Below are 23,779 nucleotides of genomic sequence, written 5' to 3' on the forward strand. Positions count from 1 at the left end.
TTAAATCAGTTTCGATTGGATAGCCTTTATAAGGTCACCAATATTATTCATATTCATTAAATCCATGAGCTTAAATTTTATATTGAAATCTTGCTCAATTTCCGTTATAATCATCATGTGTGTTACAGAACCCCAATCTTCCACATCATTGGCAGTTGTATCGTTATTTAAAACAAAATTTTCGTGCTCCAATACTTTCACAAAAGCAGCTCTTATTTTTAGTTTAATATCTTCTTCGTTCATAATGGTATGTTAGTTTTTTATAAATTGCGTTCTTAATGTGTTTCTGTCTATTTTTCCATTTATACTAAGAGGAAATTCTTTTATAAAACAAATATATCTCGGAATCATATAGTCTGGCATTTTTGCTTTCATATAATCAAAAATATAGTCTGTGTCAAATTGCTCATCTTCAAAGGCTAACCCTAACTCAGAGTTACCTAAGTCGTTAGTGATATCAATTGCTACTATATTGGATTTCTTCTCAGAAATAGCCTTGGCATGAAATTCAATTTCGGCTAATTCCACTCTAAATCCACGAATTTTTACTTGAAAATCTACTCTTCCTATATACAAAAAGTCGCCATCTTCATCTTCTATACAAAGGTCTCCTGTTTTGTAATACCGTTTTGTTTCACCATTTTTTTCAATATCTATAAAACTTAAAGCGTTACGTTCGGGGTTTTTCCAATACCCAGGTGTCATTTGTAATCCAGCTAAATATAATTCGCCTTCTGTATTTAATGGGACTTCTTTATTGTTTTTATCAACAATTAAATGACTTGTGTTTTTTAAACGGGATCCAATTGAAATTATACCATTTAGCGTTTTATTACTTGTATGCTCATCGTACTTGTAATAATGACTGTAGACAGTAAACTCGGTTGGTCCGTAGCCATTAAAAATTTTAGCGTTTGGTATGCAACTATTACTCCATTCTTTAGTAATGTTTTCATACAATGCACCACCACCAAAACAACAATAGCGAACATGTTGCGCGTTGATTTCAGGAAAATAAGGACGCAAATAGTTTAAAATAGAAGGCACCATAGCAAGTACCGTAAGGTTTTGCTCTTTAATTAGTTTATAGATATAAAAATACTTAATGGCGTTTTTTGGAATAGTATATATGCAAGACCCTGCAATTAAAGGAAATACTGTGGTTGCAATAGAAAAATCGAAGGTAAGTTCGAACATTTGCAAGCATCTATCGGAAGCCTGTAAGTTAAAGTCTGGTTGAGTATGCATAGCATCTACTATGCCATTTAAGTTGGTATGCGTTATAGGTACTCCTTTTGGCATACCTGTTGTTCCCGACGTGAATATCATATAAGCGATTGCATCAGGTGCTATTGCTTTTAATTCTAAATTAATTTCTGTTGGGGCTAAAGTTTTTGAAGCTATAACATTATAGTCTGTATACACAGATTTTTTCGATGAATCTATAATCGTTTTCGTTTCAGTAGAATTAAAAACATGAATATTTCTTTCAATAGGAGTAAAGTGGTTTACTGGTACATAGGCTTTTCCTTCTAACCATAGGGCGATCATGCTCGCGTAAGTTTGTATATCGTCATTAGCAATTAATCCAATTAACTTTTCCGAACTATCCACATGGTTTGCAATATGATATCTTATTTTAGAAATTTCTAATGCAAAGTCCTTATATGTGTAGGCTATATCATCAATATAAAAAGCATCCTTGTTGTAATGCTTTATTATAGACTCCTTTAAATTAGTTAAATATTTCATAGTGTTTTTAATAAAAATGCCCGTCTCTATTAAACATGGTTAGGCTATTATAATCAAATACAGTATCATTATGCACAAGACCCTTTTTTCTCACTTTATGCGTAAAAACAGTAAAATAACGTTTGTTTAAATTATCAGACAACTCGGTATCATCTGTAAAAATAAAATTCCGCTTTGATTTTAATAAATTCTCCATTAAAACATCCACACAAAGATCATAATTATCTGGATCTTCAACCAAAAAGTATTTAACATTAAATTCGTTGTAATTAATGATGTATGATAGAAAACCAATAACTACATCATTTTTCATAATTTTTAAATTATGAATACGAATATTGTCACTTACTCCTGGTTGTAAATTGGTATAAGGTCTTTTATGGTTTACAGGCACTTGCAGGTATTGAGTATTGCTAAGTTGCCAATTCACGTAATCTTTAGTCTTCAAGATAAGATCCTTAGTGCACAATGGTTTTATAAAATCCCAAGTTGCCTTATCCAATTCATTTATAAACTCGTAAGTTAAAGCTTCTGTTTTTTTACCTAGTTTATTTCTATTTATAAAACGTACTATTTTTCCTGTAAGTCCATCTATAATATCCATAAGGAATTTTATAGGTTTTAAAAAAGGAAAACGTCCTAACAACATAGAACGGTCTAAGCTAAAAAATATGGTGTGCCTTAATCTTGATGCGATTACACTAAAAGGTCTTTTATCATAAAACTCTTGGACATTCTCAGTGTACCCTTTAATAACCACTTGGTTTTGTACTAGTTTAACAGCGTAGTCATAAATATAAGTACCTAAAATAGAGTCTTTGTAACGTTTAACTACCCACCAATCAATCATCCAATATACCTTTTTAGAGGGTTGGTCTGTCGTATTTATTAAATCTGGAAACATATAAATAAAGGCTACCATTTCGCTGTTTTCCCAGGCTAAAATACCACAACTATCCTCTTCTTCAATTCTGTTATTAGAAACTAACCAAATAGCTTTACTCTTAGCCATAGGCGCTACACCCGATTTCCAAAATGTATTATTTTCAATATGCTCTCTTAACTTACTTTTAGTTAAGTTAATGATTTCTAAATCTTCACTCATTGGTTTTGTTATACGTGTTGGTATTCAGTAAAAGCAACAATCTCTTTCAAATATATAATTATATGATTAGCATTTAGGTTTCATTTATATATTTACGTTATTAATGACTTTTTTTTCGATGAGAGGTCATAAAAATCTATATAAACAAGTAATACAAAGCTCATTTAATTTGTAAGAGAATAAATCTTAAGCACCGGTGCCATGAAATTAGTCTAAATATGGTTTAATATTTTCAACTAGATCATTGTTCAAAAGGGTAGCGCCTTTATGGTTTAAATGGGAGGGATCGTAAAATAGATTTATTTTATTAAGGTAATTGGTTGCGATTATATAGTTGTAAAATGGAACACCTTGAGATTTAACTATAGCTTTAATGGTTGTAACGGATGGGGTATTTGCTAAATCCCGCTTATCATATTTTGGAGAGCTTACAAATATTAATTTCACCTTATGTTTTTTAGCCTCGTTAATAAAATCCTTAAGTAACCGGACAAAAATAGGTTCTACCCTTCTGTATAAATCTTTTTAGGTGGATGTTATATTTTAAAACATGTACATGGAAGAATCTTATGCAGTTTTCAAATTTTTTTAGGCTACCAAATATAATAGGAGCACGGTAGGTAAAAACACGAAAAATATGGCAGAATTAAATAACATCTATTTGTTTTCTAGATTTTTATATTCTTGTAGTAAGCCGTCCCAAATTACTTGTCGTTGGTAACGCTTTACAATAAGTTCTCTACACTTAGCCTTATCGTATTTATAGGTTTCATTATATACATTTAACATGGCGTCGTATAATGCCTCAGCGTCTCTAACGGGAATAATACAGCCATTTTCGCCCTCAATAATAATTTCGTTACACCCATTTATATTGGTAACAATAGCTGGTAATTCCATGGCACCTGCTTGCATAACCACATTAGGAAACCCCTCGCGGTAACTCGGGAAAGCCAAAACATCTGCAATGGCAAAATAAGGTCTTACATCTGTAGCCCAACCCGTAGATATAATTTGTGGATTGGTATCTTTAATTTCTAAAGTCCTTTCATCTAAGGGATCTAATTCTGTTTCAAAATCTCCTACAAGCAACAATTTAACATTTTTATACGTTTTAGAAATACTATTAAAGGCTTCTAAAAGTTCTTTAATACCTTTATCTGCTACCAACCTGCCAACGAATAAAAACACAAAATCGGTTTCATTAATATTTAAACTCGCTTTTAAATTCTTCTTTTTGTTAATATCAAATATATTAGGATTGAATTGTTCTACATCGATACCATTAGAACTTCCATTAGCAATAACTTTTAGTTTTTTTGTTGTTGTGAAACTTTCCTCAAGAATAATATGGTATAAACCATGTGAGTTAGGGTATATCATAGTAGCAAAGGCATACGTTATTTTCTCCACTGTATTTAATAACCACCTTTTTTTTCCGGTAGCCACAAGTAGCGGTAAACCAGCAATGGTATGTAATCTATGTGGTACTCCAGCAAATTTTGCTGCAATCATAGAAAGGGTTCCTGCTTTTGGTGTGTGGGAGTGTACTATAAAAGGTTTCTCTTTTTTAAATAACTTGTAAAGTTTGTAAGCTGAAACTAGGTCCTTAAAAGGTGTAATTTTCCTAGTCATATCGATACCAATAGTTGGAATGCTTTCTTGAAGTGCTATTTTTTTAAGGGAGTTATGCTTATCATTTGATGACACTCCAATAATATCGTAATGCTCCGACATAAATTTAAGTTGACCAAAAAGTAACTTTGAAAGTGATGCCGGAACTGTTGTAATTCTAATAATTTTTTTCATAAAACCGTTATTATTTGCTAATTCCAAGATTGAGTAAATATATAAAACTTATTCTTTTAAGACAGTGGTTAAATATTACGATAAAAATTGGTGTACTAAAAAAACTCCTTTATGTTTAATTAACTATTTCTATTTTTTTAATAAAATCAGTAATTATTTAGCTATTAATTTTAAAAATAGGCTTAAGGAAAAAAATAATTATGTAAATAAACAACCTGTGTTTAAAGATTTGTTTATTAGTGTGTTATAGTTGTTAAAATTTGTTAACAATTGGACTATACTGATCATTTAGGTTATAATTTTGTTTTTTTTTGAAATGAAAAAATCCAGATCAAAATTTTAAACGTAACTAAATCAGTGATGTAGGTAAAAAAAAAGCGGATAATCGTTAAATTATGCGTTTTATCGAAAATATTGTAGTTAATTTAATAGATTTATCGATTTAAATTGACAGTTTATCGGTTATTTCAAAAAAAAACTATATCATTGAACAACTTATTATTATGTCCTTTAATTATTTAGTATTATGAAGATTACAATTAAAAACCTTGCTTTGGCAATAGCAACGATGTTTGCGCTAACATCTTGCAACAATGAAGAGTTATTTGTAGATGAAGCTGTCTCAACGGAATTAACAGTAACAGATGAAGTTAAAGAAGAAATTGAAAATCCTATAGACCCAAATGATCCTTGTGATTTCCAATTATACAGCGCTAAAGCGAATTCTACTATTATTATAGATTGTATAATGGATTTAGAAAATAAAATAGTTAATCTACCAGCAAATATAAATCTTGTTTATGAAGGTGGGGATATCATTAATGGTACTTTAAATTTTTCTAAAGCATCCATTATTGATGGTGCTTTATTAAATTCATCCTTAAAGATAGAAGGAGAAAGTCCACAATTAAAAGATCCAACCTTTAATTTTCTTAAAGAAAGATGGGATATAGTAGAAGGAGTTGTTGACGATCAAGTGTCTTACACTAATAAAATACTATTAAATGAATTAATGGTAATGGTTAAAAAATTAGGAGCGAGTACTATAAAAATAGATGCTTTAGACGCTTATTTTCAAACGCGACCTGGATTTAATGGAACAGAACTATGGCAACCCGAATTAACAGCAATCCAAGTACCTTCAGATATACATTTAGTAATGACGGAGAATACGCAATTAAGAGTACAACCTAATGATTTTAGAAACACAGTGTTGTTAACTCTTTTTAAGGCAGATAATGCTATTGTAGAAGGAGGTATATTTTATGGCGATAGAGATACACATGATTACGATACATATAATAAAACAAATCATGAATGGGGTCATTTAGTTCTTGTTAAAGCAAGCAATAATGTTACGGTTAAAGGCATGACACTTATTGATGCGGGTGGTGATGGCGTAACTATAAATTCTTTAGGTCATTCATTTTCTTCGGGCTATATTCCAGCAGAAAATGTTTTGGTTACAAACAACAAAATAATTAGAGCAAGGCGAAATGGTATTTCTATTACGGGTGGCGAAAATATAATTATAGATGGAAATGAGTTTATAGATTCTGGTGTTGATACAGCATTATCCAAGGGAACGGCACCGGGATGGGCTCTTGATGTAGAACCAGTTTGGGGTAATGGTGTAAAGTATGAAATTGTAAATCATGTTATTATAAGGAATAATATAGAGCGTGGGTCTGAAAATGGAGGTTTTATTAATGCAAGAGGTTCTTATATAACTTACGAAGGTAACGACATGGAGAGTTCTATAGTAATAGGGCAAACAGATAATTCTATAGTTAGAAATAATACTTTTACCCGTAATCCTGATAGTAAAAGTTTACACGTAGCAATTTATGCAGGAGATTATGACGATAAAGGGTATAATCATAGCAATGAAGTATATGGTAATACAATAATAGGTTTTGCAAAAGGTATTTGGTTAATGGAATCTAATATGGATATTCATGATAATACCATTATAGATTGTGGCTCTGCAATTCAAATTTTACATTCAAAAGATTCTAAAATTCGAGATAACGCTATAATTAACGAAACAGGAGGAGAAGGTATTAGTAATTTTACCATTAAGTATATGGATAATATAGACATCTATAATAATGTAATTAAGGTAGGTGGTTCTCCTTTTAGATTTACAAACGTTAATTATTCGGAAAGTGATCCGGCAGTTCATCATAACATAATTCGTAATAATGAGGTTACATCTTATAAAAATGCAAATTCAAGTTTTAAAACTATATTAGGTTTTGATTTTAAGGATAATATATGTCATAATTCTGGCATTAGGGTGCAAAATGTTAGAGAAGCTAATATTTTAGATAATGATTTTAATGATGGGATTATAAGAATTAGTGGTAATTATAATGCAGACATTGCTATTGTTGAGAATACTATTTCTGGAGGTAACTGTTTTAACGACGACAACACCTTAGATTATGTTGCTTCAAATATTGTAAAAGAGAATAATACCTGTGAGTAAAGCTATCTAATTAAATAATGAAAAGGTGAGAAAAGGGGGGGTAATTCTTTTCTCACCTTTTTTTCTTATCAGTAAGTTTTCATATTGAGTATATATCCTCAAACCTATTCCTAGAAAATATAGATTTAATAGTATATTTTTACTTTTAATCGATTTCACAATAGAAAAAGGTTATAATACGTTGTTTAGTCCTTGAATTTTTATGTTTAACTCCTTAGATATTTTCTTAGCACCATGTATATTTAAATGGTCCACATTATAAAATAGAGAGTCGGGATACTTCTTATTAGTCAAGTTCCAATAAGGAACATCATAAAAATCGCTTATTTTATTAATTTCCACAAGATTTTTATTTACAATGTCCTTGTTTAAATTTTCATTAAAATATTTGTGGCAAGGTAAAGTTATTAAAATAGGAGTAATTTTTTCTTTTTTTAATGTTTTAATAAATTCGTTTAAATTATTAATAATATTATTTTTTTCCCTAAAGCCAGCTTCTAGTTGCTCAACTCTTTTTTCTGCGCTAGGGGTATTTATCACGCTCCAATTAGTAGTATTATGCGGTACAAATCCATTATATGAATTGGTTTTTCCCCTTTGTAAATGCTCTCTAATGGTTTGCTTAAAGCCTAAGGCATATACCCATGATAAATCTTCAATAAAGTAATTTTTCTTATTATAATCTATTTTGTAGTAATAGTGATAAAAAATATCTCTAGCCTTGTTATGTGTATAATATAAACTATGGTAGTCTATACTTACTAAAACATATTTTAAATTAGGCATTTTTTTAATTTGCTTTAAAGTTATGGCTTTATCAAAATAAATTGTTTGAGAGCCAAAAGCCATGTTGTAAGTAAACAAATCAAATTCTCTAGGATCTATACCGTTCATTGCGTGTGAGTTGCCTAAAACTAAAATCTCTATAGAGTCTGCCTTAGCTGTATACTCTTTCCACTTTTCTTTATATAAGCTATTAGAGTCTCTAACTAGTATTTCAAGTATAATAAACAAAGCTAATATGGGAAAAATAAAAAAGAATAAACCTTTTATAAATTGTTTCATGATATTCTAAAATTGAAAGTAAATAAATTGTTGTTCTTCTCCCTGAAAATAGATTATGCAAAGTATTAAAAAATAGTATAAGCCCCATCGTACAGGTTTATAAGAACTTGTTTTTTCTATGCCATACTTTCCTGTTCTGCCAAACCACTCTATTAAAATAAAAACAAAAACAAGACATAAAGTTAATATTACTTTATTTAGGTTTTCAATATTTGGTGTACTTAGTAAGGTATTAGAAAAAATTCCAGCAATATAATTTAAAGCATGATCTAATGTATTTGCTCTAAAAAATATCCAAGCAAATACGGTTAACATAAAGGTTATAATCATTGATAAAAATTCTTTAATACTAGGTGAATATTTTCCTTTGGCAACAATGTCTAGGTTATTTCGATTATTATTTGTTAACATAATAGGTAAAAAATAAATAGCATTCAATGCGCCCCAAATTATAAAAGTCCAGTTGGCACCATGCCAAAAGCCACTTACAATAAAAATAATAAAGGTGTTCCTTATTTTTATCCATGTACCACCTCGACTACCACCTAGAGGTATATATAAATAATCTCTAAACCAAGTAGATAGTGATATATGCCAACGCCTCCAAAATTCAGCAATATCTCTAGAGAAGTAGGGGAAATTGAAATTTTGCATTAAATCGAACCCGAATAGGCGAGAGGTTCCAATGGCTATATCAGAGTAACCAGAGAAATCTCCATAAATTTGAAAAGTAAAGAAAATAGCACCTAAAATAAGTGTACTTGCATTCATATCATCTGAATTGTTGAATATTTGATTTGCAAACTGTGCACAATTATCGGCAATAACTACTTTTTTAAATAAGCCCCATAATATTTGACGCATACCATCTACTGCTTTGGAATAATCAAATTTTCGTTTTTCATAAAACTGAGGGAGTAAATGTGTTGCTCTTTCAATTGGTCCAGCAACTAATTGCGGAAAGAAACATACAAAGGCAGAAAATGCAATTAAGTCCTTAGTCGGTTTAAGTTTACGTCTATAAACATCTATAGAATAACTTAAGGTTTGAAAAGTGTAAAAACTAATACCTACTGGCAGCACAATATTTAAAGTGCTTGTTTGTATATCTTGCCCTAAGAAAGAAAAAGCGGTAATAAAATTATCTAAAAAGAAATTATAGTACTTAAAAAAGCCTAGAAATCCTAAATTGACTAAAATACTAGTCCATAATAAAAGTTTACGATGCGATGTTTTCTTTTGTTTTGTTAAAGCAATACCTATACTATAATCTACAAGGGTGCTAAAAATAATTAAAGATAGAAATCTCCAATCCCACCAGCCGTAAAAGAGATAACTGGCTATGGTTATTAATAGGTTTTGTAGTTTTAAGTTATTATTGGTAAGAAACCAATATAAAATAAATACAATGGGAAGAAATATGGCGAAATCTATAGAGTTAAATAGCATGATTATTTTAAGTTATTAGCCATTAATTTTATTTTATTCTTTTCCTATATTGAAAATATGCGAAAGAAAGTAATCTACTCGTTATACTTTTAGGTTTTACTTTATTTAAGTTTAAGTCTTGAAAACTTGAGAATTTATTTTTGTTTTTTATTAAAAACTGTTCTAAGTTATAAAATGCTTTATCATTCATCCCTTGAGGATGATAACACATAGTAAATACTCCAGGTAATGATACTGGTCTCGCATGGCCAAGTTGTTGCGGAATAAAAATAAAATTATGTTTTTTGTAGGGTTTTAAGCCCATGGTATCACTAATTATACTAATATCACTTTGGGATTTCAAAGCCTTTAGTGTATTTAAATCAAATGTATGACCAGGAGCTACAAAAATTTTAGGGGAAAGACCTTTCTTTTTAAGCTTTGTATATCCTTTTCTTATTTTGTCTTCTTGTTCTGCTAAAGGGACTCCGGCAAATTCAGATCTATTATGTATAGGATTAATACCACCTTCTTTGGTTTGAAATACATGGTTATTACCGTGTAACCCAATTTCCCATCCTTTTTCCTTTAATTTTTTTGCCCATTCCCAAAAAGCATCTCTAGGAGGGTCGTACATTTGTCCAGGATCTTCGTTATTAGGAATTATAGCGACTAATGGTTTTATATTATATTTATCTAATAAGGCTTCCATTTTTAGCCACCTTTCCCATTTCATGGTTTCGCAGGCGTCGTCTAGTCTAAATAAGTATGTCATAGTTTTATTAGAGTGTTATATAAGTTTATTTCTTTCCTAATAGTATGATTTATACTAAAATCTTGAGCACGTTCAAGACAGTTGTCAACAACTTGATTATAATAGGTCTTGTCAGTTAGTAATTTGTTTATTTTTTTTACCAAAGTAGTATTATCATTTATAGGAAATAAAACACCAGCTCCCTTAACAATGTCACCTAAACCAGGCGCATTTGAGGCTATAAATGCTTTTCCCGATGCCATACCTTCAATACATGATAAAGAAAGACCTTCGTGATGCGACGATAAAATAATAATGTCAGATGCTTTTAATATACTTACAACATCCATTCGTATTCCTAAAAAAAAGACACGATGTGAAACTCCTAGTTCTTCAGCTAAGATTTCACATTCAACGCGAAGGGGACCATTACCTATCAAAATAAGAACAACATGTTCTTGTAGGTCTCTTAAAGATTTTATAACTGTTTTTTGATCTTTTGGGTACCTAAAAGAAGAAACTTGGGTAATTACACTTAAGGAGTCATTAATATTGGGTGATATCCTGATTCTATCTATAGCTTTGGTGCTTCTTATAGTATTTAAATTAATACCATTTTCTATTAATTTGAATTTATCATTATTAAAATTTAAGTGTTTCTTAATGTTAATATCTACTTCCGGAGATATAGTAATAATTTTTGAGTATTGTGCGTATATAATTTTATCGAATACTTTAAATAGGTATTTTTTACGTCTATTATTAGAGGTACTGTGCTCTGTATAGACCAATTTTGTTTGTGAAAAGCTTAAAATTTTAGCTAAAGCAACCCAATATAGTGAAGGGAAAATATGTACATGTACAATATCATATTTTTTTAAAAGCGGAATTATTTTAAAAATTAAAAAAGGATTATATATCGATTTATTTCCTAATGAAATAATGGAACAACAATTAAGTCTTTTTAAGGCTTTTAAAAAGGGGTAGTTGTAACCATTTAAAATGGCCAAGTCCGTTTTTATATTTTCTTTGTTAAATAAGGGTAAAGATTCCAATATAAGTTTTTCTGCGCCACCTGTATCTAAACTATTTATAAGATGAAGTATTTTCATGTCCCTATATTTACTTTGTACTTCCATTACATTTATTTCTTTGTGATAGCTAATTATTTTCTTATTCTATAAAGGATGTAGAAGTGAAGTAATATCCCAAACGGTAAAGCTAGTAAGGTTATAAACTTTTTAGGATTTTCGTTTGCGAAAAACCACTTTTTTGTAAATAAACATGAAGATATATAATGTATCGCTCTAGTAAACGTGTATGTAAAGCTTTTAGAGTATTTCATTTCCAATATTCTGGAGTATCTAAAACCATTAGGGCTTTTTTTATATTGCTTTAAAATGTTTTTAGACGACCCGTCTTCTAGATACTCAATAACGCAAAAGACCTCATTACTACATATAAATTTGTGTTTTTGACCAATCATCAAGTACAACGTCCCTAAAGGGACTAAGCGTTCAACTTTAGTAATTGGATATAAGGGGTATTGCTTTACAATATCGGTTCTTAAAACCAATTTTTTATCACCTTTAATTTTATAATCTAATTCTAGTTCTGCTAGTGTAGAGTATTTTAAATTATCCGGAATTACTCCTAATATCTTACCGTCTTTAAATGCGTCTAAACCTATAATACCTGCAATATTTGTTTTATCAGGTTCGTTATTCCAAATGTCTAATATTTTTTCAACCGCATCTTCCGGCATATAATCATCAGAATCTATACAAACATTTAGTTCGGTATCTATAATATCATATGCAGTATTATGCCCGCTATGCATACCTTGGTTTTTTTGGTAATGGTATTGTATTTCAATTTTATTTTCTAAAATCCATGAATTTACAAGCGCTTTAGTATCGTCTTGAGAACCATCGTCTATAATTAGCCATTTAAAATCTTTATTAGTTTGTTTAACTAAACTGTTGTAGCAGTTACCTAAGCAAAAGGCTCTATTATAGGTTGGTGTAAAAACGGTTAATGATTTCATAGTTTTTAGTGTTTATTTTGCGTAATATATTAAGTACATTAAAAAAGTGAACATAAAATAAGCGGTTACAATTTTAGCTATCATAATTTGTTGATATTTAAATAAGGATTGTTTTAATACAGGATATATAATTACAATCGCCATAAGAAACCATGATAAATAAGCGAAACGATTAGAGAAATTAGCGCGTATTACTAAAATCCAAAATGTGTTACAAATTAAATAGGTGTTTAACAGTTGGCTGTAAAAAGGATCTTTAAATCCTTTTTTAACAATAAAATACCAACCAGCAAAAACGGGAAAGAAACTGTAAAAAATAAAATCCCAACGAAACGATGTATCTATTTCAGTTTCCGTATATTCTCCTGTTAAATAACCAGCCAGTCGGTCGTCTCCAAAACCTAAACTGGTAAATATAGTTATAAAAACTGAGCCAAGAACTAATGATACAGGTATGGCTATAACCCATGCTTTTAAATACGTTTTGGGGTTGTTGTAAAACATAGTTAGAACATATGCCATAACAGGTAATAGCATCGATTTATGAAATAAGACGGCTATTATAAAAAAGATAGCCATAGTTGTTTTTTTACTAGGGTAACATAAACCCCATAAAAAAAAAGAGGTTGCTATTCCGTTTCTAATACCATTAGTGCCATAAGTATAAAACGAAAAGGATACTACAAACATTAAAAAGGCATAGAACCAATATTCTTTAAAGTATTTTTTAGAAATAAAATATGTAGGTAAAACATATAATGCTTCTGTAATTAGAAAAAAGACATTTACATTAACAATACTAGATAATAATTTCATATAATAATGAAATAACACATCTTTATCCGTAGTTACTTGAACGCCATTAGCATAATTAATAAAATATTTTGAATAGGTACGCATGTCTCCAAAATACTTTCCGCTTATTGGGCGTAAGCCTAAATACAATATGATTAAGACCAATAGAACTAGTCCGGAAGTACGTAAGAACTTTAAGTTTTTTTCATCATTCAATGGTAGCAAATAGGCGTGTAAGAGATTTGCCAATACCAAGAATAAACAAAAATATATGAGTACATCGAAATAGTATGGTAATGGTATAAAATCGAACATAATATCTATTACTTTTTACTAAAAACGTAATGTTTTATTGTTAAAATATTATAAATTTAATTATTAGTGTTTCTAATCAGATTTACTAAATTATTTAGACCAATAATTCTTTGATTGAAATTATTACTAATTGTGTTAGTCGAATTATAGGCGTTTAATCTTATAATTTTTGATAAAATTTGAAACTTAACATGCTCTATTTGTCTATCTTTTATATTTAAGAATAACTCGTTGTCTTTCCATTTATCCCAAGGTCCTGGAATATTTAAAACCCTTAATAACTCTGCTTTAGGGGCTGTACCGTATGGTATTTTTTTATTAAATTTTATTTTAGAAGTATTTTTAAATGCGATTTGTGGTTCTCTAATAGGAAAAGAATCGAAATCTAAACTATCATCTAATAATTCATCATTCTTAATATTATTGTCTGATAACCTAATTTGGGGAATAGAAATATATTCTGTTGTTTCTTCTATATGATTTACAATGTTTTCAAATAATTTGTTAGTGAAATAGGAATTAGAATCCAAAACAAAAGTCCACTCATACCCATGCTCTTTACCATACTCCAAACAGAAGTTTCTAGATCCATTGTTATTGATTAGGTATAGGTTATAATTATATAATTTTTTTATAAGGGATTGACGATTCTTAAATTCAGAATTCATTAAATATTCTAAATAACTAACAATAATGTTTTTTTTCTTAGTAGAATTTAATTTCCTATCAATTTGTTGTTGTAAATTACGATTGTATTTAATCTTATTAAATTCATCTATATTAAATGGAATGTCAATAAACTTAAATTTATACTTATCTAGTAATTGTTTTATTTTAGTTTTTTTATTTGTATCGAAAATCCTGTTAAGAAGGTATATTTTTTCCGTGTCAGGAAAATTTGCTTCATTCAAAAGAGTAAATTCCAAGTTTTGCAAAGTTTGGTTATTTCCATGTAGCCCTGGTAAATCATTTCCAAGAATTCTAAATATTAAATACTTTTTTTGCATACATTTTTTTAATTTATGATATTGGTAGATGACTTATAGTTTTTTGCAAATCATTAGTTTTATAAATTGGTTGTATTTTAATTTAAGGTTTCCTTCTTAAATAATTTTAACCATTGCGGCATAATTTTTTCTTCGGTTAACCTTCCCATATTATTTTTTGCGTGGTATCCTAAAGATTTTAATTTGGTTGGATCCTTCATTAATTCAATTAAATTCTTAGCAAGCTGTTTTATATTTAAATACTCTACTAGTATGCCGTCCTCGTTATGCTTTATAATGTGTCGAGGTCCATTGGGGCAATCAAAAGACAATATGGGTAATCCACAGCCCATGGCTTCTAACAATACCATTGGAAAACATTCTGTTAAAGAAGACATGACGTATATAGAAGAATCTAACATTTCTGATTCTAAAGTCTTTGTAGCCCCTTTTAAAAAGATATTGTTTTCTAAGTTTAAAGTTTTAATTTGTTTTTTTAATTGCGCTACATATTTAGGATCTCCATCACCAAAAATATTTAAAGTCCATTCTGGGCAATCTTTTACAACTATTTCCCAAGCAAATATTAAATATTCAAAGCCTTTAACAGGCGCTATCCTCCCTGCACTAATTACTTTTTTATTTGTTAATTTGGCCGTTTTTAGTGTGGTTTCTTGAATCGCATTGGGTATAATTACTGTATTATTTGATTTGTAATATTTTTGCTCATCAGAAGTTAAAAGTACTAAATAATCATATTTAGTTTCAAAATAATCCGAAATTTTATAGATGTATTTTTTTACAACATTTTTATTTTCTAAGCGGGCTTTATAATTAAAATGGCCCGAGGAATGATATTCTTTAATATTGATGGATTTTTTAGCTATTAATGGTATAAAATAAAATCCAAACTCATAATTGCAAACAACAATAACATCGGGTTTAATTTCATTAATTTTTGCTTTGAGCCTCGAATAATGCTTAGGAGCAAGTTTTATATTTGATGGGTGTAAAAAACTAATATCTCTGTTGTAATGGATACCTAAATCATGAAATGTAACCTTATCATTTATTTTATAACAGGGTGCTTTATTAAGTTGTTGGAATGTTATAACGTGAAGTTTAAAATTTGTGTTTTTGGAAAAATAATTGAGTTTATTAGCCAATACACGCTCTAAACCTCCATGTAAATAAACTTGATCTGTATAATAAATGATGTTCATTGTCTTAAGGTTTTTTTTTAAACATACGTTTTAATTTTCTTAATCCAAAAAAATGAATAAAACCGTTTATTAAATTAACACCAAATATGGACATTAATTTTCGTTTAATATTAGGGAGCATAGTTCTTTCTTTTGCAATCCAAGACATAGCAAAATGATGGATAGAGTAGGTGTTATTAGTTTTCTCTATAACTCCAGTACCGTGATTTTTAGCACAGAAAAAATCTTTAGGAAACATGTATAATGTATCTTGATTTGCAATTTGTGACTCTACTTTTATATTATTTGGATGTATCTCTTTGAATGTTCTGCTTTTTGATATTTGAGCCATCATAATTCTTGGCAAAGTCAACATATTATATGTACCATCTTGATTAATAAAAGATTTTCCACTATAATAATCTATACATTGTTTAACCCATGGGTTATTTTTTTCGGCTCCAAATACACCAGCTTCTATAATGCCGAGACCTTCAGCTCCTGCAATATAAGGACGGTCAAGCAAATCGTTAAAACTTTTTACAACTTCTACATCAGTATCTAAATAAATACCTCCATGATTATAAACGGCATAAAGCCTTATATAATCTGCAGCAAAGGCATATTTTTTAGTTTCAAAAGCTTGTTTTACCCATATATTACTTTCTAATTTAAATTTATTTGTATCCCATAAAACAAACTCATAATCTGGAAGCTTTTCTTTCCATGTATCTATACATTTTTGTATTAGAGGCGGGAACTCATCGCCACTTAACCAACAATAATGAATAACTTTAGGTATCATAATATTTTTTTTATTTTTTAATAGTTGACGACATTAAATGCCATACGCAATACAAGGCATATGAAGCTAAAATCATATTGTTTTTTAAAAAAAAGTAAATTAGTTTTAGGTGTATTTTTTTATTTAAAATGGCTTTAAAAGCAGATTTTAACCTTTCGTTTTTAAGTATTGGCCTTATAAATTTATAGCCATTTATATATCCTTTTTTACTTATGGCATTTAAAATAAACTGGTTGCTATTATCGTAAAATGGTTTGTAAAATTTATTATAATCTATTTTAAATTGGAAATTTTCGTTAGCATCTAATAGTCTTTTTTGAGACTCTACAAAGCCAATAAATTGATTCTCTCTAAACGAATTAATAATACTCCCTGTAACACTATTGTTGTAACAATAATTAGCGTTTTTAATAACTAAAACACTAGTTGCATGTTGAAACAGTTTAAAATTAAACCAATAATCGCTTGCTCTAACTGCCTTTTGGTTTTGAAATAAAAGTTTTTGTCTCTTTAAAAATTTACTGTTGTAAATTTTATTCCATAAGGCCGGAACCACGGGGTCTCCTCCTGTGTAATAGGTATTTAATATGTGCTCTTTAATTTCTTTTTTATCTAAGTCGATGTTTGTAGGAACCCTAGTTTTTGGAATATGAAACGTATTTTCTTCACATATTTTATAATGAGATATAACAACATCAAATTCTTTTTCATTTGTAGGTTTAATTAAATTTAAAAACATATCGTTTTCAACCTCATCATCTGCATCAACAAAACCAATATATTTACCTTTGGCTTGTTTTAAACCAACATTTCTAGCCATAGCAACACCTTGGTTTTTTTGATCTATGTATACTATGCGATTATCTTTATTCGCGTAGGTTTCGCAAATAATGTTACTAGAGTCTTTAGAGCCATCGTTAATTAATATAAGTTCAAAATCGAAAAATAATTGAGATAAAATGCTCTTTAAGCATCTTTCCAAGTATTTTTCAGCATTATAAACTGGTAATATTATGGATAACATCATAGATATAAAGTGTTCTTTTATTAGGTTTTAAATTTAGTTTAATTTTTTAATGCCATAATTAAATAGTCCTTAGATTTTTTTATTAAAGTAGTTAACCTTTTGTCGAAAGCATTATAATCTATTATGTAACTATAGTTTTCAATATCACTTTTACTGGTAATTAAGACCTGTTCTATTTCTAAAAGGCTTACAAAATCTCGCATTCTAGTATTAATCTTCTCAGACCTATTAAATACAGTAAATTGTTTTTTAAATATACAGGAGAAGGCTACAGCATGAAAGGAATTGGAAACTACAAATTTAGCATTACTTAGTAATGTTAAAAACGTACTAGGACCATCCAAATAGAAGTTGTAATCCGCATATTTAACATTTGAATTTACAGAAACTACTTTATAATTATGCTTTTCTTTCTGTTTTATTACAAAACTTTTTATTATTGGGTTACTATCAAAATCGTAGACAAATATATAATCTTCTTTTATTATTGGGGCTAGACATAATGTGCTCCATTTACTTTCTTCTAGTAAAAATACAGGGTCTAAAACATGAGTAACGTCGCTTATATCTAAATCGCTTAAAATGGTTTTGCCAGATGATTCTCTAACAGAAACATAGTTAAGACGCGATACTTTTTCTTTTACAAAATTTTTTATATCGTCTTCTAATTTATCAATAGCGAAACTAGCAGCATACGATATTTTTAGTTTATTATCAGGAACAAAATCTAAATAGAAAGATGGGTCTTTACCGTTTGGAAAAAAAGAATTCCATATTTGATCACTTCCACATATATAAGCATCAGCTTCAGGTAAATCTAATTTTAAATCATCATTGGATTTGTAAAGTTTCTCGGTAGATCTAATGTATTTAGCAGAAAAAGCATCGAAACTTCTTTTTCTTTTTAGCATTTTGTATCTAAAAGGAAACTTTAAAATTAAATATATTGATTTAAGTATTATATTTTTTTTATATCTCGGGTTCGAAATTCTCCAAAAGTTAAAATGTTCGCTTAAGTAATCTGGTTTATAATGTATCGTTTCAGTTTCATGTCCTTGATTTTCTAAAAACGTTAATAACGCATACTCTTGTAAACTAGCCCCATGATTATATACTTCGTGACAAGTTATCGTTTTAATTTTCATCTAATTAATCTTAATTATTTCATTTAAATCTTTCTTTTTGGATATCGCAACTTTGTAGTTATCTTTTATATTACCAATACCTATCATCATTATTAATCGTTCGTTAGCATCTATATTTCCAACAGATTTCACATTTTTTTCTGAAGTGAAAGGAAAACATGTATTAAGACAGCAAGCTCCAATGCCTTGGCTATGAAGGGCTAACACTAAATTCATAGAAAATAAGCCTCCATCAATAAATATTTGATTATTTTCTAAAGTTGTAAAGGCTTTTATATTAGTTGTTACAATAATTAGTTTATTAATACTTTTAGTGAAACCATTGTTTCCTCCTTGAATTTTTAATAAAGATAAAATCTGTTCTTCTTTAGTATACACATGCGCTTTCCATGATTGCCTATTGCAAACGGAAGGTGCATGTTTAGCTATATTTACTGCTCTTTTTATAGTTTCTACATCAACATCTTCACTTGAAAAATCTCTGATAGAGAATCTGCTCTTTACGAAACTCTCGAACGGCAAAGACATATTTTTTTTTAGTTCATTTTTATTTATCGATAGAGTTCCTCCTAGTTCTTGTTGTTTACTTAAACCTATAAAACTTAAAATAGAATCGAAATAAGAACCTTCAATTTTTATATTATTTTTTTTATTAAATTCAATATACTCTGAAAGACAATTTTTTATAGAGATGATTAATTTATCTTCACCGTATTTTTCTTCGTATTTTTTACTTTTATCCAATAATAAGATTATTTTTTGTTTTCCAAAACCTAACCTAGGGTTTGGAAGCGCTAAACCTTTTTCTACAATATGGTATTGCTTAGTTAAAAACGCAATTTCACTTTCTTTACTTTTAAAACTGTTATTTTTAAACGAATATTTATAAAATAATTTTAAGCCATAAATATTGTTGGCAATGTCCCCTAATGAAGTCTGCCAGAATATTAAAGCATGAATTTTTAATTTTAATTTTGTTATAATTTCACTCACTTTTTAATAAATTTTATTTCTTTAATATAATAACTCTTAAGGTTTATTTTGTTTACAGTTGAAAATTCTATAGTTAATTACTTTAATTTTATAAAATCTCTATAAGACTCTATAATTAATTTAACATGTTTTTCCCAAGAGACATGTTCTTGCCATTTGGAATTATCAATTGATTTGATTGATTCAATATTTTTAGTTAGCTTATTTAAGGCTCTTGTTGCAGATTCGGTATCTCCAGGTTTATAGCAAGAGGAGATGCTATACATTGCTTGTTCTTTAAAATTACCTAAGTCAGGATAAATTATAGGAATATTAAAGGTTAAAGCCATAGGTATTATACCCGAATTTAGTCCCTTTGTATGTGTAATGATAACGTAATCAACAGCGTTAAAATAATAAGCAATTTTATCATTACGTATTAGTTTAATATCATAACCAAATTTCTTAGTTCTTTTTCTGATTTTACCGTACCATAAGCGAAAAATTAACGGTTGTATTTTTTTGTCAGATATTATTTGACCTGCTGTAAATAAATATTTGTTTTTTGCTTTCCAACCCTTAAAAATTTTTGGTAATTGATTATAACCTTTATATCCCCTTAAATACCCAAAATGCATTAGAATTTTTTTGTCCAATGGTAAGCCTAGTTCATTTCTAGCTTTTTCCTTAGATATGCTTTTATATTGAATAGAATAGTCGCCATGCGGACAAACTATGTGTTTTTTGTCTTTTAATCCTTTCCAATTGTTGTTCATTAGTTCAATAGAAGTATTACCATGATGTACAATTAAATCAGAAAACTCTATAAATAGGTTGTAAATCGCTGCATCTTTTAAGTTGTCTTTAGAGTCATGAGGTTGAATATTATGAATAGTCCATATAATGTAAACTCCATTTTTCTTAAAAAATGTTAAACGATCCTGAATACTTTTTTGTGCATCTCCAAATAAACTGAAATCACCAAATTTGTATAAACTTTCAGGCCATTGAAGATGCAGTATGTCTGGTATTATATTTGTTTGAAAAAAATTAGTAACACCACTAAAAACTTTGTTGTCAGTTTCAGTATAGGCCTTAAATAGCGAAGGAATATAACTGTTATTTATTATGTTAGATGCTATTAAAATTTTTAAAGGTTTGTTCATGTTAATTGAATTTTTTGGGAATACAGCATTAATCATTACTCTGTTATTTATGCATGGTTAATTTCTATGATTTTATAATATTTTTAAAAATGTTTATTATACGCAAAGCTAAAGTTCTAAAACCAGGATTAAACAGATACATTATAGCAGAATAGACTATTAAAAGGATGGCGCCTACTTGAATTAAAGAAATTAATAATATTATCCACGAGTCTTCACTTATTAATATAAAATTACTAATTAAATAATTAGCTAGAATAGCTGCTAAAGTAAACGATAATAGCAATTTAAAAAAGCCAATCCAGTAGGATAGTAATGGTTTTTTAAATCCATTTTTATATAGAAAGTAAGGTTTCCAGATTAATACAATTAAACTAACACTTACGAAAGTTCCTAGTAAAACACCTGAAATACCAAAATGGGATGCAAGTATTATAGAGATAACCAAATTTAAAACCCCTTCAGTAATTGGCGCCCAAATATCTTGAAACATACCATAAGCATGAATATATTGTTCTACAGAAACTCTCATTTTACTAATCATAACGTTTGCTAGCAAAAGTAAAACAATAGTATCTTCCATTATATATTGTTCCCCAAGCCAAAGCGATATAACGGGGTTTACTCCATAATATAAACTCATTACTAAAATACCCCCAACGAAATGATTTAGACTTGTTAGCTCCCAAAACGTATTATTAATTTTTTTACTATTGTTTTCAGAAATAACACTTCCTACTGCAGCTTTGGTTCCTGTGAAAAAATTGGTTAATAATGATGTGCTACTACCAATAATAAGATAGTAGTTATTTACATAAGTTACACTTTGCAAGCTAACAAAAGAAAAAATAACAATGTTATCGGTACTTTTCAAAATAAAGCCACTTATTCTATGAACAAAAACTTGCTTTATTTTTGTTATAAGTTCTTTGTTTTTAGTAATTAAGGTTTTATCACCTTTTGAAGAGAAATTAAGCCAAGGGTATTCTTTTTTAATCCTTCTATGCAATAATATATTGAGAACAATGGTACTTAAGAGCTCTATGCTTATAAAAATAGAAAAGCTGCTTGTTAAATGTAAAACACCAATTTGTAAAAGTATTTTTATTATGTGTAACGATTGTTGATAGGATGTTGGTATATAGCCTTTTTGGTCGGCCTGCATTACCATTAAGTGGTAATTAAAAAAATAGTAAATTAAACTACTAAATAAATAAATATAAAACACATAATATATAACCAATATATTAATAGGGGTCTTTGAAAAAATAAGAGGAAAAAATAGAGATAATACAAAACCTGCAATAAAAACGATTTTTCCTATCTTATTATATAAATACCCTATGAGGGTAAATAATTCATTTAAACGTTCATGATTTTTATCAAATAATGATTTATACATGGCAAAGCCCATGGCTGAACCTACACCTAATTCTACAAGGTTTAGAAAACTTAAAAAACTTTGAAGTGTGGACAATAAACCTATGAATTCATCTCCAAGTCGTTCTAAAAAAATTTTTCTAGAGTAAAACCCAATAACGCTAACTAGGATGAAAAAAAAAGTGCCTACTTTTGCGTTTTTAATAATTTTATTTGTTCTAGACATTAATATTTTGTTTTAACGATAAATATATTTACAATCGTCCACTTACTTTTTCTTTTAAAACACCTTTCACATCATACAGAACTCCATTTGGTTTTAATAAGCTATTCCAGTTAACATCCATAAATTCTTTATGGGCTACGGTAAGAACAATAACATCAAATTTACCTTCGGGTATTTTTTTTACAGTAACTAAGTCGTATTCGTGTTGTACTTCTATGGGATTTGCCCAAGGATCGTGTACTATTAAATTAGTTTGGTAACTTTTTAATTGATTTATCACATCTACTGCCTTAGTGTTTCTAACATCAGGGCAGTTTTCTTTAAAAGTTATACCTAGGTTTAATATTCTGGCATCTTTTATACGAATATCGCTTTTCACCATTAGTTTTACGATTTCTGAAGCTACATATTGTCCCATGCTATCATTAACACGACGGCCTGCCAAAATAATTTCTGGATGATACCCAACTTCTTGTGCTTTTTGTGCTAAATAATAAGGATCAACACCAATACAATGCCCACCAACAAGACCTGGTTTAAACGGAAGGAAATTCCATTTTGTACCGGCAGCTTCTAAAACAGCGTGTGTATCAATATCCATTAAATTAAATATTTTTGCCAACTCGTTTACAAATGCAATATTAATATCGCGTTGTGAGTTTTCTATAACCTTGGCAGCTTCGGCTACTTTAATGGTAGGAGCAAGGTGGGTTCCTGCAGTAATGATGCTTGAATAAAGCGCGTCTACTTTTTTACCAATTTCTGGAGTTGAACCCGCAGTAACTTTTAAAATTTTATCTACGGTATGCAGTTTATCGCCTGGGTTAATACGTTCTGGTGAATAACCAGCAAAGAAATCAACATTAAATTGCAACCCACTAGTTTTTTCCAGAACAGGAATACATTCATCCTCTGTAGCACCAGGGTACACGGTAGATTCATAAATTACAATATCTCCCTTTTTTAATACTTTACCAACCGTCTCGCTAGACCTGTATAGAGGCGTTAAATCTGGTCTGTTATTTTTATCGATAGGCGTAGGTACAGTAACCACATAGTAATTACAATCTTCAATATCTTTCATGTCATGAGAACAATAAAGTCCTACATTATCATTTGAAGTTTCCTTTAAAACAGCTTTTAAAATATCATCTTCAACCTCTAAAGTAACATCTTTACCTTGAGTAAGTTCTGAAACTCGTCTTTGGTTTATATCGAATCCAACTACGGCGTATTTGGTTGCAAATAATCTAGCTAGCGGTAAGCCAACATAGCCAAGTCCTATAATCGCGATTTTTTCTTTATTCAT

At 29.1% G+C, this 23,779-nt stretch carries 20 protein-coding genes; 1 reads left to right on the forward strand and 19 read right to left on the reverse strand.

Annotated elements, in window-relative coordinates:
- From HNQ90_RS08630 to HNQ90_RS08645, 4 genes are all read right to left on the reverse strand, one after another.
- Positions 1 to 243: an acyl carrier protein gene (locus HNQ90_RS08630; RefSeq protein ID WP_144115925.1), complete on the reverse strand. Its 243-nt coding sequence runs from the start codon at positions 241 to 243 to the stop codon at positions 1 to 3.
- A gap of 9 nt (positions 244 to 252) precedes the next feature.
- Positions 253 to 1,752 carry an AMP-binding protein gene (locus tag HNQ90_RS08635; protein WP_144115924.1) on the reverse strand — a complete coding sequence of 500 codons (1,500 nt, stop codon included), beginning with the start codon at positions 1,750 to 1,752 and terminating at the stop codon, positions 253 to 255.
- A gap of 7 nt (positions 1,753 to 1,759) precedes the next feature.
- Positions 1,760 to 2,857 carry a hypothetical protein gene (locus HNQ90_RS08640; protein WP_144115923.1) on the reverse strand — a complete coding sequence of 366 codons (1,098 nt, stop codon included), beginning with the start codon at positions 2,855 to 2,857 and terminating at the stop codon, positions 1,760 to 1,762.
- Between the two features lie 657 nt (positions 2,858 to 3,514).
- Positions 3,515 to 4,666 carry a glycosyltransferase family 4 protein gene (locus HNQ90_RS08645; protein ID WP_144115922.1) on the reverse strand — a complete coding sequence of 384 codons (1,152 nt, stop codon included), beginning with the start codon at positions 4,664 to 4,666 and terminating at the stop codon, positions 3,515 to 3,517.
- A 526-nt stretch (positions 4,667 to 5,192) separates the two neighbouring features.
- Between HNQ90_RS08645 and HNQ90_RS08650 the strand changes: the two genes are divergently transcribed.
- Positions 5,193 to 7,157: a NosD domain-containing protein gene (locus tag HNQ90_RS08650; protein ID WP_144115921.1), complete on the forward strand. Its 1,965-nt coding sequence runs from the start codon at positions 5,193 to 5,195 to the stop codon at positions 7,155 to 7,157.
- A 171-nt stretch (positions 7,158 to 7,328) separates the two neighbouring features.
- On the opposite strand, the gene HNQ90_RS08655 is transcribed toward HNQ90_RS08650, so the two are convergent.
- The 15 genes from HNQ90_RS08655 to HNQ90_RS08725 form a co-directional block, all read right to left on the reverse strand.
- Positions 7,329 to 8,222, reverse strand: a complete 894-nt coding sequence (locus HNQ90_RS08655) for a hypothetical protein (RefSeq protein ID WP_144115920.1) — start codon at positions 8,220 to 8,222, stop codon at positions 7,329 to 7,331.
- 6 nt (positions 8,223 to 8,228) lie between these two features.
- Complete coding sequence (locus HNQ90_RS08660; RefSeq protein WP_144115919.1) at positions 8,229 to 9,671, reverse strand: MBOAT family O-acyltransferase; 1,443 nt, start codon at positions 9,669 to 9,671, stop codon at positions 8,229 to 8,231.
- Between the two features lie 28 nt (positions 9,672 to 9,699).
- A complete protein-coding gene (locus HNQ90_RS08665) occupies positions 9,700 to 10,425 on the reverse strand; it encodes a DUF2334 domain-containing protein (protein WP_144115918.1) in 726 nt (241 codons plus the stop codon).
- A complete protein-coding gene (locus tag HNQ90_RS08670; RefSeq protein WP_172625839.1) occupies positions 10,422 to 11,516 on the reverse strand; it encodes a glycosyltransferase in 1,095 nt (364 codons plus the stop codon). Before HNQ90_RS08670 ends, HNQ90_RS08665 begins: the two co-directional genes overlap by 4 nt.
- Before the next feature lie 53 nt (positions 11,517 to 11,569).
- Positions 11,570 to 12,451: a glycosyltransferase family 2 protein gene (locus tag HNQ90_RS08675; protein ID WP_144115916.1), complete on the reverse strand. Its 882-nt coding sequence runs from the start codon at positions 12,449 to 12,451 to the stop codon at positions 11,570 to 11,572.
- Between the two features lie 12 nt (positions 12,452 to 12,463).
- A complete protein-coding gene (locus tag HNQ90_RS08680; protein WP_144115915.1) occupies positions 12,464 to 13,561 on the reverse strand; it encodes an EpsG family protein in 1,098 nt (365 codons plus the stop codon).
- 56 nt (positions 13,562 to 13,617) lie between these two features.
- Entirely contained in the window at positions 13,618 to 14,568 is a 951-nt protein-coding gene (locus tag HNQ90_RS08685; RefSeq protein ID WP_144115914.1) for a hypothetical protein, read from the reverse strand.
- A gap of 77 nt (positions 14,569 to 14,645) precedes the next feature.
- Complete coding sequence (locus HNQ90_RS08690; RefSeq protein WP_144115913.1) at positions 14,646 to 15,770, reverse strand: glycosyltransferase family 4 protein; 1,125 nt, start codon at positions 15,768 to 15,770, stop codon at positions 14,646 to 14,648.
- A gap of 4 nt (positions 15,771 to 15,774) precedes the next feature.
- A complete protein-coding gene (locus HNQ90_RS08695) occupies positions 15,775 to 16,554 on the reverse strand; it encodes a glycosyltransferase family 32 protein (protein WP_144115912.1) in 780 nt (259 codons plus the stop codon).
- A gap of 10 nt (positions 16,555 to 16,564) precedes the next feature.
- Positions 16,565 to 17,581, reverse strand: a complete 1,017-nt coding sequence (locus HNQ90_RS08700) for a glycosyltransferase family 2 protein (protein ID WP_144115911.1) — start codon at positions 17,579 to 17,581, stop codon at positions 16,565 to 16,567.
- A gap of 38 nt (positions 17,582 to 17,619) precedes the next feature.
- A complete protein-coding gene (locus tag HNQ90_RS08705) occupies positions 17,620 to 18,726 on the reverse strand; it encodes a polysaccharide pyruvyl transferase family protein (protein WP_144115910.1) in 1,107 nt (368 codons plus the stop codon).
- Entirely contained in the window at positions 18,727 to 19,719 is a 993-nt protein-coding gene (locus HNQ90_RS18095) for a nitroreductase family protein (RefSeq protein ID WP_144115909.1), read from the reverse strand. It abuts the gene before it with no gap.
- Positions 19,720 to 19,796: 77 nt separating this feature from the next.
- Positions 19,797 to 20,864 carry a glycosyltransferase family protein gene (locus tag HNQ90_RS08715; protein ID WP_144115908.1) on the reverse strand — a complete coding sequence of 356 codons (1,068 nt, stop codon included), beginning with the start codon at positions 20,862 to 20,864 and terminating at the stop codon, positions 19,797 to 19,799.
- A gap of 64 nt (positions 20,865 to 20,928) precedes the next feature.
- A complete protein-coding gene (locus tag HNQ90_RS08720) occupies positions 20,929 to 22,470 on the reverse strand; it encodes an MATE family efflux transporter (protein WP_144115907.1) in 1,542 nt (513 codons plus the stop codon).
- Positions 22,471 to 22,498: 28 nt separating this feature from the next.
- Complete coding sequence (locus HNQ90_RS08725) at positions 22,499 to 23,779, reverse strand: nucleotide sugar dehydrogenase (RefSeq protein ID WP_144115906.1); 1,281 nt, start codon at positions 23,777 to 23,779, stop codon at positions 22,499 to 22,501.

It is taken from the genome of Algibacter amylolyticus (genome assembly GCF_014202225.1).
GTDB classification, from domain to species: Bacteria; Bacteroidota; Bacteroidia; order Flavobacteriales; family Flavobacteriaceae; genus Algibacter_B; species Algibacter_B amylolyticus.